Genomic DNA, 16,349 nt, shown 5'->3' with positions numbered 1-16,349 from the left:
TCATACAACCGCTTACATTGATTTACGTGAAAACGATTGCACTGACTATCTATAACCTATTATACATGCCTATTATTTTTTCGCAACCGTTTGCACAAAGTTTTTTCAAAATTTTTTCGAAATTTTTTCGAAATACCATACCCTCCTTATTTTTTACATTTGACTAGAAGCGATTGATCTTCTACATTTGATAGGGAAGAAACATTACACGCCTTTCTTCTATCACAAAAAGCTAGGGTGATTTTTTTAAAACTAAATGCAAACGATTGCACGAGGAGGTATATCTTTTATGCTTAAAGAAGCCATCTATCACCGTCCAAAGAACAACTATGCTTATGCTTATGATCAAGAAACACTACATGTTATGATTCGGACAAAAAAAGACGATCTTACTTCAGTCTCACTCAATTATGGCGACCCCTACGACTGGCAAAATAACAAATGGCAATTTACGTCTCAGCAGCTAGTTGTCAGCGGTTCAGATTCACTCTTTGATTATTGGACCATAACGATCAAACCGCCTTATCGCCGTTTACGATACGGATTCTATCTTGAAGATAAGGATGAAACTTATTTCTATACAGAAAAAGGCTTCTATGAAAAACAACCTGAAGACACAAATGACTATTTTAGTTTTCCTTTTCTCAATCCTGCTGATGTTTTCACTGCGCCTTATTGGGTGAAGGATACAGTGTGGTATCAAATCTTTCCTGAGCGATTTGCAAACGGTGATGCTTCGCTAAACCCGAAAGGAACACTGCCATGGGGTGAATATCCTCCTCAGCAAAATAACTTTTTTGGTGGCGACTTTCAAGGAGTTTTAGACCACCTTGACCATTTGATCGAGCTTGGAATAAACGGGATTTATTTCACCCCTATTTTCAAAGCTGAATCAAACCATAAATACGATACGATTGATTATATGGAGATTGATCCTCAATTTGGAAATAAAGAAACGTTTAAAAAACTCGTAGATGCCTGTCATGAGCGGGGAATCAAAGTGATGCTAGACGCTGTTTTCAATCATAGCGGCTATTACTTCGAACCGTTTCAAGATTTACTAAAAAACGGTGCACAGTCTCGTTATAAAGACTGGTTTCACGTCCGATCTTATCCAATTGAAACAAAGCCTCTGCCTTCCTATGATACATTTGCTTTCGAAGCAAAAATGCCTAAATTAAACACAGAAAATCCAGAAGTAAGAGAGTACTTACTTCAAGTTGGTCGCTATTGGATTGAAGAGTTCGATATTGACGGTTGGCGTTTAGATGTCGCCAATGAGATTGATCATCGTTTCTGGCGCGAATTTAGGAAAGAAGTAAAGAAAGTTAAACCAGAGCTTTATATTCTTGGGGAGATTTGGCACGATTCGATGCCTTGGCTACAGGGGGATCAGTTTGATGCTGTGATGAACTATCCTCTAACGTCTGCCCTTCTTGACCATTACGCCTCTAACACGATCACTGCCGAAACGATGGGAGACCGTCTCTCTTCACTGCTTCACTCTTACCCCGCTAATGTCAATGAGGTTGCGTTTAATTTATTAGGAAGTCATGATACACCAAGACTTTTAACGTTAGCGAAAGAAAAAAAAGAAGTTGTCAAACTCATGTACCTCCTTCAATTCTCCTTTCCGGGAACGCCATGCATCTATTATGGTGATGAAATTGGCATGAAAGGTGGCGCAGATCCTGGATGTCGCGAATGCATGATCTGGTACGAGAACGAACAGGATACCGAGCTTTTTGAATTCTTAAAAGAAATTCTCTCTCTTCGAAAACAGCACTCCGCATTTGGCAATGGCGGAAATTTTAAAATTATCGATTCAAATGAAACGCTAATTCAATACAAGAAGCAAGGGAACGATGAAACACTTCTCTTTCTGTTAAACAATTCATCAAATGAAGTAGATGTTGATCTTTCTAACTTGAAAGAAAAATCTAAAAGTATACTGGGCAGTCACTATGAGCACGGTTCTCCACTTCATCTCAAATCATTTGGCTATGCGGTATTGCTTTTAAGTTAAGGAGGAATCTCTCGGATATTGAATCCGGGAGATTTTTTTGCTTCCTACGTTCTACCTACCCTGTAAGCGCAACCACCCTTACCACGCCTTAAATATTCTGATAATTACTTTTTGCCATAGTAAGATTTTCTAACAAAGTATTTTAAATTTTCTAAAAATAAACTTGAATTTCACGTTTTCTGAGCATAACATTAGGATATAGAAAAAAGGCAATGTTAGAAAAACTGACATGGAGGGTCTTACATGAAAAAAGTAGAAGCTATTATTCGTCCTGAAGCATTCCAGGATCTGAGAGATCGATTGCGAGATGAGGGAATCACCGGGATGACCGTTTCCGAGGTAGCCGGATGCGGATTACAAAAAAAGCAAACAGGTGTGTTTAGAGGAAGTCACTTCGAAGTCTCACTTCAAGCAAAAATTAAAGTAGAGCTCATTTTCGACGACCATCTCCTTGATCATGTGGTGAAGAATATTCGAGATATATGTGCAACTGGAGAAGTTGGGGACGGGAAAATATTTGTCTATCCAGTTGAGGATGTTATTCGCATACGATCTGGTGAACATGGACTAACGGCATTTAAATAATAAGAAAAGGATGATAAATTCGATGAAAAAAATGACTGGTTTGTTCGCTCTTCTCTTCCTTCTTTCAGGTGGGCATGTCTTCGCAGCAGGTGATGCTACAGAAGTCAGTGCCTTAAGTGCTTCAATGGATACCGTCTGGATTATGATTGCTGCATTTCTCGTATTCTTTATGCACGCAGGATTCGCAATGGTTGAAACTGGGTTTACTCGCTCGAAAAACGCATTAAACATTTTAATGAAAAACTTACTAACGATGTCGATCGGTGCAGTTCTTTACTTCATTGTTGGCTATGGATTAATGTTTGGTTCTTCAGCGGGCGGGTTTATTGGGAGTGATGGCTTCTTTCTTTTTGGACAATCTGAAAATCTTGGATTCTTTGTATTCCAGGCCGTCTTTGCAGCAACTTGTGCAACGATTATTTCTGGCGCAGTAGCTGAACGAATGAAACTGATTAGCTATATCGCTGTTACAGTAATCATGATTGGATTTGTCTACCCTGTCGTAGGCCACTGGATCTGGGGTGGCGGATGGCTAGCAGAATTAGGATTCACGGACTTTGCAGGATCAACGGTCGTTCACATGACTGGTGCGCTTGGAGCAGTTGTTGTCGTAGCGTTTCTCGGAGGACGTATTGGGAAATATTCGAACGGCAAGGTAAATGTTATTCAAGGACATAATATTCCACTCGGCGCTCTTGGCGTATTCATTCTCTGGTTCGGTTGGTTTGGTTTTAATGCAGGTAGTACCCTTTCAGCAAGCGACGCACTTATTCCTACTATCGTAGCAACCACTCTTCTCTCAGCTTCAAGTGGCGTCATCGGCAGTGCCCTTTATTCTTATATTCGCTATAAGCAAATTGACGCTTCCTTAACACTAAACGGCGCATTAGCTGGTTTAGTCGGTATTACAGCAGGTACAGCAAGCGTATCCCCAATTGGTGCTATGTTTATCGGTCTGATTTCTGGAGTTATTCTAATCGAAGCCGTTCAATTGATCGATCGCCGCGTGAAATTAGATGATCCAGTTGGAGCAATTGCGGTTCACGGTGTATGCGGGGTATGGGGAACTTTAGCAGTCGGATTATTTGCTATCGATGGCGGCTTATTTTACGGAGGCGGCGCATCACTCATCCTCGTTCAAGCAATCGGAATTCTAGCTGTTATGGCCTGGACAATGGGAACTGTTGGTACCTTTTTATTCATCTATACACGTTTCTCATCAATCCGCGTTTCTCGTGAAGAAGAAATTCAAGGACTTGACTTCGCAGAGCACGGCTCAACAGCATACGAGCTTAGAGGCGGCATTCTAAACAACAACGAAAGCCCATCATCGCCTTCTCCATTCGGCCACGGCCTAGTCGAGAGACTCAACGGACTCGAACCAGGCGTTAAAGAGCCACAAGCCGAAGCAAAAACCAGCGGGTAAAACCGAAAAGCGGAAGCCTCCGTTTAGACCCGGCAGACACTGGAGCCTTTTCATTTGAACACGGTCTTTGTGTTCGGATGAAAAGGTGAAGTGACCGAGGGTCTGGAGGCTGCAGCTAGACACGAAAGGCGGAAGTGGGCGTCTAGACACGGCAGGCACTGGAACCCTATAAATTGAACACGGTCTTTGTGTTCGAGTTATAGGGTGAAGTGACAGAGTGTCTGCCCACTGCAGCTGGATCTACGAAAGGCGAAGACGAGCGTTTAGAAACGGAGATATTGGAACTCTTGAACTAGAACACGCCCTTTGTGTTCTGGTGAAAGAGTGAAATATCGCAGTTTCTGCGAGTCGCAGCTGGATCTCATGAAAAGCGGAGCGGGCCCGTTTAAATCCGCAGGATGTTGGAGCTCTTTCGAATGAGACGCTTTTTGTCTCAATCGAAAGAGCGAAACAGCCGGAGGATTTGGCCCGCGCAGCTAGACATTTAAAGCGGAAGCGCCCGTTTAGACACGGCAGGCACTTCAAGCCCTAAACTATAAACACCAATAGAAAAGGACCGGAGCACCTCGCTCCGGTCCTTTTCTTAATCTACTATATTCACGTTATGATGTTGCATCCAGTAATTGATTTGAGCAAGGTGAGCAATTAATTGTGGACCAGCCATTAGTTGACCGAACCAAGGCACTTTAAATGCTTTCCCTTCTGAATCGATAATTTCTTGAACAACTTTTTGATCGATTAATTCGAGGAGTGGCGCCTGCTTATTATTGAGCGTATCTTGAAGCCATGAAGAGACAGCTTTCGTATAAGCCGGGTTATATGTTTTAGGATAAGGGCTTTTTTTACGGTAGAGCACATCATGCGAGAGTGTTCCAGTCATCGCTTTACGCAATAGCCCTTTTTCTCTTCCATCAAGCATCTTCATCTCCCACGGTACATTCCAAACGTATTCAATGATTCGATGATCGGAAAACGGCACCCTAACTTCTAAACTAGCCCCCATGCTCATACGATCTTTGCGTTCAAGTAACGTTGTCATAAACCAATTTAGATTTAAATAAAAGAGGGCTCTTCTTTTTGCTTCGATTTCACTTTCGCCATCAAGCGCTGGGGTTTCTTTAATCGATTCACGATACCTTTCAATCACGTAGTCTTCTAATTTCAACTTATTCCGAACGTCTTCTTTTAACATCGCCTGTCTTTCAAGAGTGGACCGCATCCATGGGAACTGTTCTTGATCTAATAGTTCAGGTTTATGAAACCAAGGATAACCACCAAAGATCTCATCTGCACATTCACCAGATAGCGCTACAGTTGCGTGTTTTTTGATTTCTTTTGAGAACCATAGCAAGGATGAATCGACGTCAGCCATGCCTGGAAGATCACGACATTCAATCGCTTCTTTTAGATGATGAACAAGCTGAGCTGTGTCAATCACACAGTTCGTATGATCTGTTGCAAGTTCTGCTGAAACCTTTTTAATCCAAGGCGCATCTGAATTAGGCTGAAATTCACTACTCTTAAAGTATTTATCATTATCCACATAATCTACGGAAAAAGAACGAAGCGTACCTTTCCCATCATCCTGAAATGCACTTCTAGCAACAGAAGTAATCGCGCTAGAATCAACCCCACCGGATAAAAACGTGCAAACGGGAACATCCGCTACAAGCTGCCTTTTAATCGAATCTTTTAAAAGATCGCCAACCTTTTCCACCGTAGTATCAAGGTCATCCGTGTGCTCGGTACTGACAACATTCCAATAACGCCAAATTCGAATTCCGCTCCGTTCAAATTTCATAGCAAACCCCGGCCGGAGCTCACTGATTCCACGAAAAACACCGTGACCTGGCGTACGAGATGGACCTAGGCCAAAGATTTCTTGTAAACCACTTCGGTCGATCTCTTTCTTGACGTCTGGATGCGCAAGGATCGCTTTAAGTTCAGATCCGAATTGAAGCGAACTTCCACTTTGACGATAAAATAATGGTTTAACTCCAAGTCGGTCTCTTGCAAGAAAGAGACGTTCTCCATCCCAAATCCCAAAGGCAAATATGCCATTCAAATGATCCACGCACTGCTCTCCCCACTCAACATAGCATGTTAAAAGAACTTCCGTATCTGAATGAGATTGGAAAGTATACCCCTTACCGAGGAGAACTTTGCGTAAATCCTCTGTATTGTATAACTCACCGTTATAACAAATTGTATAGTTGATTTCACCATGTTTTCTTGTCATCGGCTGACTTCCACCAGCCGGATCGACAACGACTAAACGCGTATGACCAAATCCACAATGACCATCAACCCAATGGTTTGATGCATCAGGTCCTCTTTTTGATAAAGTTTGCGCCATATGCTGGAGGACTTTCTCTTCGCCTGTTAGACTTTTCTTCCAATCCACCCATCCCGTTATCCCACACAAAAAGATCTTCCTCCCCTCGTTGCTCTCTTTTCACATTATGCATACGCCTAAGTTTCGTGCAAAATGTCTCAGTTACAACGAAAAAAAGAGACCTTTTAAAAGGCCTCACACTTTTTGAAAACGCAAGAAGTACCATGCGCCTTCTTTGACAACGGGTTTTACCTGCTTTAATTGAAATCCAGTTTCAGCAGCGAGCTCTTCCATTTCCTTGCGACTTGGCAGCGGAAAAAGATTATCGTGTGCACTCATAAAGCTATTAAACGCTGCTGAAAAGGCAAGGCCATGTTTGGATTCATGCATTGGGGTGATGATAAGAAGCTGACCATTTTCCCCTGTTACTTCATAGGCTTTCTCAAACAGCTTCACTCGATCCTCAGGGGCAAAATAGTAAAGTAAATTGTTCATCATGGCTACATCAAATGGCTCCCCGTCCCACTTCCACGTCATCATATCATCAGGATACAGGTTAATCGGTGATTTTAACGGAAAATGGATGTTCTCCTCTGCATCCAAACAAACCGATCGATTTTTCTCAATTCCAACAAGTTTCATATGTTCAAGCTTCGCCCCAATACGCGATAAATAACCCGCATATCCTGCACCAAAATCAATGACAGAATTTGCATTTGTTGATTTAATGGCTTGATAAATTTTTGGAAAAGCAAAACGTTCAATAAAGCTTGATGTCGCTGCAACAGTTCCACCATAATCTTCATCCTGATATAAGGCATGCTGATCTTTGTTTAGTAAGTCCGGATAAGAAAGCAGAATCGGAATATGTAATTCCATCATTTCTTTTAATAAAATGCCAACAGACTGGTCACTGTTTTTGGAGATAGACTCCACCATATGTTTCTTTGAACGAATGTTTCCATTCTTTTCATGTGTTAAATGACCGATTGCCACACCAACATCGGCCCATCTTGTTAGAAGCAGTTCATTCATGTCTCGTTTGGTCGCAACGCTTGAGACGGTTGAGCCGGATTCGAATTCATCAAATAAATCATGCACATATCCTACGTGAGCGTGCCAGGCATATAAAAAGGGCTCATTACTTTTCATCCATTTTCGAGCACGCCAGATCTTTTTTATTTCTTTCATTTTACTTCCTCCCGTCTCATTTGCGATACCACGGATAGTCATCTTCTTTCGAAAACATCATTTTCTCCTCAGGGTATTTACTTAATTTCCCATTCCCTATTGAAGCTGGAATGAATCCTGCTTGTTTCATACGATCCAATAAGGTGAATTTCCATATTCCCAGCCCTGACGTATTCAGCATCTGTTTAAAATGAAGGAGCGGGGAATGCTCCGTTTGGTTCACTCCCTTTATACGAAGCTTCTGCCAAGAACGATAAGGAAATGAGTAAAGCAATGCAGCCTGGTGGCTTAATGTTGAAACATATTCTGCTCGCGGCTTTCTTACTTTTTCATACCACTTTAGGTGCTTCCAATCCGTTTGATTTGTTTGAAACATCCAGCAGAGAAGTTCTCCTAATACGTCTGAATCCTGAATCGCCAGGTTCATGCCTTCACCTGCCATAGGGTGAACACTATGAGCTGCATCTCCAGTTAAAATGAAATTATTCTTCACGTAATTTGAAACATTGTGTCTAACCGGAATCATGAGCTGAATCTTTTTCCACGTATCAATCTGATGCACGTAACCTTCAAGTTCAGGCATCAGTTCACAATAAGCACGGTAGAACGATTCTAGTCCCTCTTCTCGCATCGTCTTAAATTCACCTGGTTTAATTAAGAGAACGCTTCTCACTTCGTTGTTTGGGAGCGGAAAAAGACCCACAAATTTATTTTGAGTCGTAATGATCGTTGACTGATCGAGCGTTTCTGGTCTCGGAAACGAAACTGTTAAGAAATGATGATTGTATTTCGTATTCTTCATCTCAACTTCCATTGCCGTTCTTGTCGGAGATGCCCTTCCCTCGGCGCCAATATAAAAGTTTGCGTGAATTTCACGCTCTCCTTCTTTCGTTTGAATAATGGCTTTCCTGTTCTCAGGCTCTTCTTCAGTAAAACCCGTTAATTTCGCCGGCTGTATATAATCAACCGAATCATATTTCGAAGCCTCTTGAAACAAAAGCTCTTTTAGCCGCTCATGTGGAATCATAAGTGACGTGTTGTATGGAGACGGAATCACATCGTAACGGAACTCATTCGCACTCAGCTGTTCCATTGATCCGTCATCTGTTTGGTTATACTCGTAAAATTCAATCGAAGGTAAAAGAAACCCGTTCTCTTTCACAACTTCTAGCACATTAATCCGATCAAGAACTTCAAGGCTCTTTGGCTGAAGCAGTTCTCCTTTATAAATCAACCCGCTCTTTTTATCTTTTTCAATTAATAGCGTTTTCACATTACACTGCCCTAATTTAACAGCGAGTGTAAGGCCTGATATGCCTCCGCCAATGATCATCACATCATAATCCATGTACCATCACCTCTTCTTCGCTACTTTTTCTATTCCCTTCCAATTAATGCTTGAAACAGTCAAAGCACATTCGAAAATAGCCTCTGCCGGCGAATAAAACGACTGTTTGAATGTTGAGCATCCTACACCGATATTTCCAGTTCGATTACTCAAAAAAAAGACCGACCACAGTGGGTCGATCTTTCTTACGTTGCTAGCGGGAAGCGTTTTGATAGAAGAAGCTTTTCAAAACGGTCCTTATTTAAAGGTTTACTATAGAAAAATCCTTGAGCAAAATTACAGCCAAAACTTCGAATAATGTCTCCCTGCTCTTTCGTTTCAATTCCTTCTGCCACGATTGACAAATTCAACCCTTCGCACATTGTGATCACAGCTTTTACGATGGCAGCATCTGCATTATTTTCTTGAAGGTTTCGAATAAAGGATTGATCTATTTTTAGGATATCAAGCGGAAAATCCTTTAAGTAACTAAGAGAAGAGTAACCAGTACCAAAATCATCAATCGAAACTTTAATACCCATTCCTCGTAATTCGTTCAACATCGAAATACTGTAATCGGTATTCACAAGCGTTGTGCTCTCCGTTACTTCTAGATGTAACGAATGAGGCAAGAGTCCTGAAGCTCTTAAAGCTTCTCTAACGGATTCAACGAATCGCTCACTCTGGAACTGTCGACCAGACACGTTAACACTAATAGATAAATCGTCGTATCCAAGCGCCTGCCACCGGCTCGTTTGCATGCACGCTTCATTTAACACCCAAATGCCAATTTCTTCAATCAAACCAGTTTCTTCTGCGAGCGGTATAAATTGAGCTGGCGAAACGAGACCTAGCTTCGGATGATTCCAGCGAATCAAAGCTTCACAAGCATAAATTTTCTTTTCATCAAGGTTCACTTGAGGTTGGTAGAATAATGTTAGCTCTTCTTTCTCAAGCGCTCTTCGTAAGTAACTTTCTAGTTCTAAACGCTCAAAAGCTTCATCTGTCATTTCATCTGTATAAAACTCAATATAGTTAGCACCCTGTTGTTTGGCTCGATCCAAGGCGATATAAGCATTTTTCATGAGCGTATCCAAATCCTGTCCATCAAGTGGAAACAGACTAATCCCGATGCCAACTGTCATGAAGTACTCCACATCATCAAAGAGAATTGGCTGTTTTAGATGATCAACAACACGTTTTGCGAGCATTAACGCATCCTTTTCACACGTAAGTCCTGGAAGGAGAACGGTAAATTCGTCCCCACCAAACCTAGCAAGAACGGCGTCATCTTTAATAGCTTCCTTTATACGTAAGGTTACTTGTTTTAGAATTTGGTCTCCGCGCTGATGACCAAGGCTATCATTGATTAACTTAAACCGATCAAGATCGATGAACATCACAGCTAGTTTTTCTTCTTCATTCTTTAATGATTCATTTAATAATTTCTCAAACAATAGGCGATTAGGTAGCTCTGTAAGAACATCGTAATACGCAAGATGAGCAATTTTCTCTTCAGCCTTTCGCTGATTCATAATATTTTTGGCAATTCCGTACGCACCTGTAATTTCTCCATTTACAATGATCGGGATATTTGTAATGGTAAATAACACACTGACTCCGGATTTATGAACAAGATGAGCATCATACGTTTGAGCCATCCCCTGGAACGTTTGATAAAATTTTTCTCTTGTCATTTGGACATCTTCAGAAGAGACAAACTGAAGGGAATGCTTACTCATCACTTCTTCAGAAGTATATCCAAGTAACGATTTTAGTGCCGGGTTGACACTCGTAATTTTACCGTATACATCAACAGAATAAACAAGATTCGGGTTTTGTTCAAACAGAGATTTAAAGCGCTGCTCTGACTGCTGAAGATTGGTGTTTAACGTCTCTAACTCTTCTGTGGAAGCTTTAATTAAATGTGATAGTGCCATTAAACCATCCAAGTCATTCATCTCCTGATTGTGTAATGGTAGATGCCTTACAGCTTTTTGTTTGACATCTTTTTCGTTGAAGTGCGCAAAGACCATCCTGTTCTCTTCGTAGTGAAAATCAGTGCCATCTGAGTAATATTCAGATTCAAGCAAAACAGATGTAAGTGTGCAAAGTTCCTCTAGACTATCAAAATAACGAACAAATCCGTTTGCAAAAAGCTTCGGAAGCGAAGCAGATGAGAAAGAAAAGAGACTTTCTAAGCCATCCATTTCAGCGTGTTTTTGAATTCGCTCATAAGAGTGGGCCATTTGCGTGGCGTCTCCATAAGAAAACTGTAGTTTCGATCCTTTAGCAAGAAACGCGTTTATCGTCACAGAACCATCTCGATGTTTCTTTAAAACGGAAATTGGCGTTTCTTTTCCATTTAGTAAGTGAAGCAAAGGCACATGAGCGGACGATTCAGGTAGCCGTTTCGCCATATCGTATCCTACATACTTCTCATAGAACGCTAGTGAAGAAAGACCTTCTATTTCAAAAAGACGGGATCCAAGCGCTTTTGTAACCTCGAACGATCGTCCTGCTGGTTTCCAAAAGGTTTCCTCATAAACTTTTGTATGCAAGTTCTGTCCACTTATGCGGGCCCCTACGATTCCTTTTGATAGAATTTGCTGACCTGCTACTATGAAGGAAGTCTGGTTCATTCCAGAAGCTTTACCACCAATGAAGGGTGTTTTTCCCATCATTGTTAAAACAGTGTGATCATCGATTCCACTATTAAATAAAATGACAAGTTCATTTGAATCCCCTTCAAACGGTTTATGCAAAGTGGAACTTTCAATCACAAATGGTTTCACTTCCGCATTGTCAAACGTTGTGAAAGAAACCAGAATGCCTTCTGTTACCGAGTTACTCTCATAAAATGCGCCTTCCGCGGTGGTCCCAATTAGCACGGCATGAGGTAAAAAAGTCGTTATCGTCTGTGCAACACCAGCCGCACGCTCTTTGTTATGCGAAAAACTATATAGTTGAACGAATACGGCATGCGCCTGAAACAATTCCGAGTGATTCACCATATATTCGCGCAGGTTTTCTTTGTGAGTGACCTTAACTGAAAATGTTCTCAAGCTTTTCACACCTCATCCTTCAATGCCTTTAATTCGAAAGTTTTTATTATGTCTATAATATCAAAAACTAGAATGTACGAATACATCTATTCCAGAAATATGCCAATCTACCCTACTTCCTATATCGGCACAAATAAATGAAACGTTTAATAGAAAAAAACCACCTATAATGAGGTGGTTTTAGGACTTATAGCTGATAAAGATGCAGTACAGAATACCCATAAAAAACAACGAGGAGAAAAGCGAACATAAATTGAAGCCAAAATGGCCAAATGATTTTTTCTTTTTTTCCTCTTACAAGAATCATTTCCATTGTAAAAATGAGCCAAAGCGCAACCACACCTTTTACAATTGAAGGACCCCAAAATTGATAACCTACTACAAGGAACATTCCCGTAATGACTGTAAGAATATAAAATATCCGAAGAACCAGATGGATTTTATTTTGCGCTTTTCCTTTTCCAGCTCTCATTAAAAAGTAGCTTACAAGAAAAAGAATAAGTGTTAACCCCCAGGCCGTATAATGGGCATGTAGCATTCATGATCTCTCCTTTTACCACAGTATCTTACTCATCATATCACGAAAAACCGTTCTGAGCAGAGAATGGAACATCCTTCCTAATTTTCCTCAAATGATAGGAAGAAAACGATTTCATTGTTATACTAGAAAGGAAGCAAGAATTAAACGAATGGGAGTGAAAGGTAATATGGTACAAACAAAAGACATTATCCAAATGACAGAGCAATACGGTGCACACAATTATCATCCACTGCCAATTGTTATTGCAGAAGCAGAGGGTGTTTGGGTTAAAGATCCTGAAGGTAATCGTTATATGGATATGCTTAGTGCTTATTCTGCAGTTAACCAGGGACACAGACATCCAAAGATTATTCAGGCCTTGAAAGATCAGGCTGATCGCGTGACATTAACTTCTCGTGCTTTCCATAACGATCAACTGGCTCCTTTTTATCAAAAAGTTTCTGAATTTACGAACAAAGAGATGATCCTTCCAATGAATACGGGTGCAGAGGCAGTGGAGACGGCTGTAAAAGCCATGCGCCGTTGGGCTTACGAAGTGAAGGGCGTCGAGAAAGATAAAGCAGAAATCATTGCCTGTGAAGGTAACTTCCACGGTCGTACAATGACAGCTGTCTCCCTTTCTTCTGAAGAAGAATACCAGCGTGGATTTGGACCGATGCTTCCAGGAATTAAATTGATTCCATACGGTGATCTTGAGGCATTGAAAAAAGCAATCACGCCAAATACAGCGGGCTTCTTATTTGAACCGATTCAGGGCGAAGCTGGTATTAACATTCCTCCTGAAGGCTTCCTTAAAGAAGCGTATGACTATTGTAAAGAGCAGCGCGTTCTATTCGTTGCGGACGAAATTCAAGCCGGACTGTGTCGATCTGGTAAGCGCTTTGCATGTGATTGGGATAACGTTGAACCTGATATGTACATTCTAGGTAAGGCACTTGGAGGCGGTGTATTTCCAATCTCGTGTGTAGCAGCAAACGAAGAAGTACTCGGCGTATTTACTCCTGGCTCACACGGATCAACATTTGGAGGAAATCCACTGGCGTGTGCCGTATCGGTTGCGTCATTAGAAGTTCTCGAAGATGAAAAGCTTGCCGATCGCTCTCTTGAACTAGGAAACTACTTTCAAGATAAATTGAAAGCCATCAACAATCCTCTCATTAAAGAAGTGCGCGGCCGCGGTCTTTTCATAGGTGTTGAACTTCATGAAGCAGCTCGTCCATATTGCGAGAAGCTAAAAGAAAAAGGCTTACTGTGTAAAGAAACGCACGAAACCGTCATTCGATTTGCTCCTCCGCTAATCATTAGTGAAGATGACCTAAACTGGGCAATCGAACAAATTACTGAAGTATTATCTGTACAATAGCAATAAAGAAAAGCCTCGCTAAATTTAGCGAGGCTTTCTACTATTCTATAATCCGATCGAAACGTATTTTGTTTCAAGATACGCCTCTATCCCTTCATGACCGCCTTCACGACCAATGCCACTTTGCTTCATGCCACCAAACGGAGCCTGTGCAGCTGACGGCACGCCGTCATTCCAGCCAACAATTCCATAATCAAGCGCATTAACCACATGATTTCCTCTTCGAACGCTTTCACTAAAGACGTATGCCGCTAAACCAAATGGTGTTTGGTTCGCATATTTAATCGCTTCATCATCCGTGTTCACCTTTTGAATCGGTGCAACCGGTCCAAACGTTTCTTCATTCATAATGAGCATGCCAGGCGTTACATCTTTCAATATTGTTGGACGGTAGAAATAGGAGCCGTTCTCTTCATATCCTTCTCCACCAACGACGCATTCAGCACCTTGACTAAGCGCATTTTGGACGTGCTTTTCAACTTTTTCGTAACCATCTTTATCAATCATTGGACCAATGTCTGTACCTTTTTCCAATCCGTTTCCTACCTTAAGATCTTTCGTTTTATCAGCGAACTTTGAAATAAACTCATCGTAAATTCTTTCTTGTACGTAAACGCGATTACCGCAAATGCACGTTTGACCGCCATTTCGAAATTTCGACGCAATCACGCCTTCTACCGCTTTATCAATATCCGCATCATCCAGAACAATAATTGGGGCATGGCCACCAAGTTCAAGTGAAATATTTTTCACCGTTTCTGCAGCCTGTTCCATCAATTTCTTACCGACCTCAGTTGATCCTGTAAACGTCATTTTACGAACGTGGGGGTTACTCATGAGCTCGCCTGCAACTTCAGAAGATTTTCCCGTAACGAGGTTAACAACCCCTTTTGGTATTCCTGCTTCTTCACAAAGTTCTACAAGTCTTACGGCCGTTAGTGGCGTTGCAGAAGGTGGCTTAACGACAAACGTACACCCAGCAGCTAAAGCTGGCGCAAGTTTCCGCGCAATCATTGCTGCCGGAAAGTTCCATGGTGTTATCGCACCGACAACACCTACCGGCTGTTTGCGGACTTCCATCATGCGCCCTTCTTTGTGTGGAGGAATTGTTCGCCCATATACACGCTTCCCTTCTTCTGCAAACCATTCAACGAAAGAAGCGGAATACGCTACTTCCCCTTTTGATTCATGAAGCGGCTTCCCCATCTCAAGCGTCATCAGCTCAGCTAGTTCAGCTTCATGATCCATCATAAGACTATGGAGTTTCTTTAAGTAGGATGACCGCTCATAAGCAGTGAGGCTTGACCATGCTGGAAATGCCTGGTGTGCAGCGTCAATTGCCTTCTTCGTTTCCGATTTACCACCTACCGGAACAGTACCAACGAGTTCTCCAGTTGCAGGGTTGTTCACTTCAAGCTTTTCTAGATCCTGACCTGTCCACTCACCATTAATGTAATGAAACTTTTCCATTTGCTAGCCCTCCTAGTCGGTTCTCTGGATAACAATTCCTTTTTTGAGAATAAATTAAACACGAGAACGTTATCTTATACTTATTTCATTACGTAAAGTGCCGATTCCTTCTATGTCTATTTCGATGACGTCTCCATCTCCTAAATATTTAGGCGGATTGAATCCCTTGCCTACCCCAGCCGGTGTTCCGGTTGCGATGATATCACCAGGCTCTAACGTCATGCCCTTCGAGAGAACGTGGATCAGCTCAGGAATATTGAAAATGAAATCAGACGTGCTGCCATTTTGTCTCACATCTCCATTTACTTTCGTGACAATCGTTAATTGATGAGGATCGACTAAGGAAGATTTATGTACAATAGCAGGACCCATTGGGCAGGACTGATCAAGACTTTTCCCTACAAAAAATTGACCATGCTTTTTTTGTAGGTCCCTCGCTGTAAGATCATTGATAATCGTATAGCCGAAAACGTATTCCATGGCTTCATTCATGTTAATTCCTTTTCCCTCCTTACCGATCACAATCGCAAGTTCTCCCTCATAGTCAAGCGCTTCAGCTAGCTCACGTTCAAATGTTAATACTTGGTCCGGGTTGCTAACGGTTGTCGGCGCTTTCGTAAAAATCATTGGATGCTTTGGAATGTCTTTCTCACTCCCCATTTCAATAGCATGGTCGCGATAATTTTTTCCGACACAAACGATATTTTTGGCGGGTTTCATGATAGGAGCTATGATCTCCACATCTTCGACTAAAACGTTATACTGAGCTGAAAATTCGGTAATGTCATCCAAATGAAGTTCCCCATAGTGGATAAACATTCGCAGGTCAGGTATGTCTAGACCTTGGTCGTGAAAATACGTTTTTAGATTAATAATTTGCTGATTTTTTTCATCTAAAATTCCAAATCCAACTGCTTTCTTGTCCTTAAATGAAACAAACTTCATAACACTAACCTCTCCTTTGCTTTAAAACGCTTAAATCTATTATGACATGAACACTGCACTGTTTCATGAATTGTT

The 16,349-nt window shown here is 41.5% G+C and carries 11 protein-coding genes; 4 read left to right on the top strand and 7 right to left on the bottom strand.

Annotated features, from left to right (window positions below; translation table 11 throughout):
- Nucleotides 1–289: 289 nt before the first annotated feature.
- The 3 genes from ATG70_RS04000 (at nt 290) to ATG70_RS03990 (ending at nt 4,037) form a co-directional block, all read left to right on the top strand.
- Nucleotides 290–2,026 (top strand): glycoside hydrolase family 13 protein, encoded by a 1,737-nt coding sequence (locus ATG70_RS04000; protein ID WP_098443078.1) that lies wholly within the window; start codon nt 290–292, stop codon nt 2,024–2,026.
- Between the two features lie 243 nt (nt 2,027–2,269).
- A complete protein-coding gene (locus ATG70_RS03995; protein WP_098443077.1) occupies nt 2,270–2,611 on the top strand; it encodes a P-II family nitrogen regulator in 342 nt (113 codons plus the stop codon).
- Nucleotides 2,612–2,633: 22 nt separating this feature from the next.
- A complete protein-coding gene (locus tag ATG70_RS03990) occupies nt 2,634–4,037 on the top strand; it encodes an ammonium transporter (RefSeq protein WP_098443076.1) in 1,404 nt (467 codons plus the stop codon).
- 583 nt (nt 4,038–4,620) lie between these two features.
- Here ATG70_RS03990 and asnB read toward each other — a convergent pair.
- From asnB to ATG70_RS03965, 5 genes are all read right to left on the bottom strand, one after another.
- Nucleotides 4,621–6,462 carry an asparagine synthase (glutamine-hydrolyzing) gene (asnB, locus tag ATG70_RS03985; protein ID WP_098443075.1) on the bottom strand — a complete coding sequence of 614 codons (1,842 nt, stop codon included), beginning with the start codon at nt 6,460–6,462 and terminating at the stop codon, nt 4,621–4,623.
- Nucleotides 6,463–6,567: 105 nt separating this feature from the next.
- Nucleotides 6,568–7,563, bottom strand: coding sequence for a class I SAM-dependent methyltransferase (locus ATG70_RS03980; protein ID WP_098443074.1), 996 nt, complete (start codon nt 7,561–7,563; stop codon nt 6,568–6,570).
- Nucleotides 7,564–7,579: 16 nt separating this feature from the next.
- Nucleotides 7,580–8,911, bottom strand: a complete 1,332-nt coding sequence (locus tag ATG70_RS03975; RefSeq protein WP_098443073.1) for an FAD-dependent oxidoreductase — start codon at nt 8,909–8,911, stop codon at nt 7,580–7,582.
- Nucleotides 8,912–9,096: 185 nt separating this feature from the next.
- A complete protein-coding gene (locus ATG70_RS03970) occupies nt 9,097–11,955 on the bottom strand; it encodes an EAL domain-containing protein (RefSeq protein ID WP_098443072.1) in 2,859 nt (952 codons plus the stop codon).
- A gap of 187 nt (nt 11,956–12,142) precedes the next feature.
- A complete protein-coding gene (locus ATG70_RS03965) occupies nt 12,143–12,493 on the bottom strand; it encodes a DUF1516 family protein (protein WP_098443071.1) in 351 nt (116 codons plus the stop codon).
- A 169-nt stretch (nt 12,494–12,662) separates the two neighbouring features.
- Here ATG70_RS03965 and ATG70_RS03960 point away from each other — a divergent pair, with 169 nt between their 5' ends.
- The gene (locus tag ATG70_RS03960; RefSeq protein WP_098445708.1) at nt 12,663–13,859 is read left to right on the top strand and encodes an ornithine--oxo-acid transaminase; all 1,197 of its coding nucleotides are present in this window, start codon (nt 12,663–12,665) and stop codon (nt 13,857–13,859) included.
- Nucleotides 13,860–13,904: 45 nt separating this feature from the next.
- On the opposite strand, the gene ATG70_RS03955 is transcribed toward ATG70_RS03960, so the two are convergent.
- Nucleotides 13,905–15,329, bottom strand: a complete 1,425-nt coding sequence (locus ATG70_RS03955; protein ID WP_098443070.1) for an NAD-dependent succinate-semialdehyde dehydrogenase — start codon at nt 15,327–15,329, stop codon at nt 13,905–13,907.
- Nucleotides 15,330–15,398: 69 nt separating this feature from the next.
- Nucleotides 15,399–16,274, bottom strand: a complete 876-nt coding sequence (locus tag ATG70_RS03950; protein ID WP_098443069.1) for a fumarylacetoacetate hydrolase family protein — start codon at nt 16,272–16,274, stop codon at nt 15,399–15,401.
- Nucleotides 16,275–16,349 lie beyond the last annotated feature (75 nt).

Source organism: Bacillus sp. es.036, from assembly GCF_002563635.1.
Classification (GTDB): domain Bacteria; phylum Bacillota; class Bacilli; order Bacillales; family Guptibacillaceae; genus Guptibacillus.
This window is presented reverse-complemented; position numbering and strand designations above follow the sequence as displayed.

What these genes read in the sequence shown, in the direction of transcription:
- ATG70_RS04000 (WP_098443078.1), top strand. Translation starts at nt 290, where the DNA reads ATGCTTAAAGAAGCCATCTATCACCGTCCAAAGAACAACTATGCTTAT.
- ATG70_RS03995 (WP_098443077.1), top strand. Translation starts at nt 2,270, where the DNA reads ATGAAAAAAGTAGAAGCTATTATTCGTCCTGAAGCATTCCAGGATCTG.
- ATG70_RS03990 (WP_098443076.1), top strand. Translation starts at nt 2,634, where the DNA reads ATGAAAAAAATGACTGGTTTGTTCGCTCTTCTCTTCCTTCTTTCAGGT.
- ATG70_RS03980 (WP_098443074.1), bottom strand. Translation starts at nt 7,563, where the DNA reads ATGAAAGAAATAAAAAAGATCTGGCGTGCTCGAAAATGGATGAAAAGT.
- ATG70_RS03975 (WP_098443073.1), bottom strand. Translation starts at nt 8,911, where the DNA reads ATGGATTATGATGTGATGATCATTGGCGGAGGCATATCAGGCCTTACA.
- ATG70_RS03965 (WP_098443071.1), bottom strand. Translation starts at nt 12,493, where the DNA reads ATGCTACATGCCCATTATACGGCCTGGGGGTTAACACTTATTCTTTTT.
- ATG70_RS03960 (WP_098445708.1), top strand. Translation starts at nt 12,663, where the DNA reads ATGGTACAAACAAAAGACATTATCCAAATGACAGAGCAATACGGTGCA.
- ATG70_RS03955 (WP_098443070.1), bottom strand. Translation starts at nt 15,329, where the DNA reads ATGGAAAAGTTTCATTACATTAATGGTGAGTGGACAGGTCAGGATCTA.
- ATG70_RS03950 (WP_098443069.1), bottom strand. Translation starts at nt 16,274, where the DNA reads ATGAAGTTTGTTTCATTTAAGGACAAGAAAGCAGTTGGATTTGGAATT.